This window comes from Priestia sp. SIMBA_032 (assembly GCF_046535215.1).
GTDB classification, from domain to species: Bacteria; Bacillota; Bacilli; order Bacillales; family Bacillaceae_H; genus Priestia; species Priestia aryabhattai.
Window position 1 is genome coordinate 1 of record NZ_JAWRXD010001091.1, and the last position, 255, is coordinate 255.

The 255-nt window shown below is 69.0% G+C and carries 1 pseudogene; it reads right to left on the reverse strand.

The features are described 5' to 3' along the window. Window positions 1-255 (reverse strand): annotated as a pseudogene (locus tag SB717_RS37710) (2-isopropylmalate synthase); the annotation flags it as partial.

Below are 255 nucleotides of genomic sequence, written 5' to 3' on the forward strand. Positions count from 1 at the left end.
GTCGAGCCGCTCGAGCGAGACCCAGGGGTGCGGATCCGTCAGGTAGGCCTCTTGGTAGATCGCCCAGAGGGTCTCGGCCGACACCTCGGATCCGCTGGCCTCGGAGTGCCGCTGCACGTGCCGCGCGAAGTCGATCTGCGCCCGCCGCGGCAGGTCGATCCCGTACTCGGTCTCGAGCAGATAGGCGATGCCGCCCTTTCCCGATTGCGAGTTGACTCGGACGACGGCGTCGTAGCTGCGCCCGATGTCGGCGGG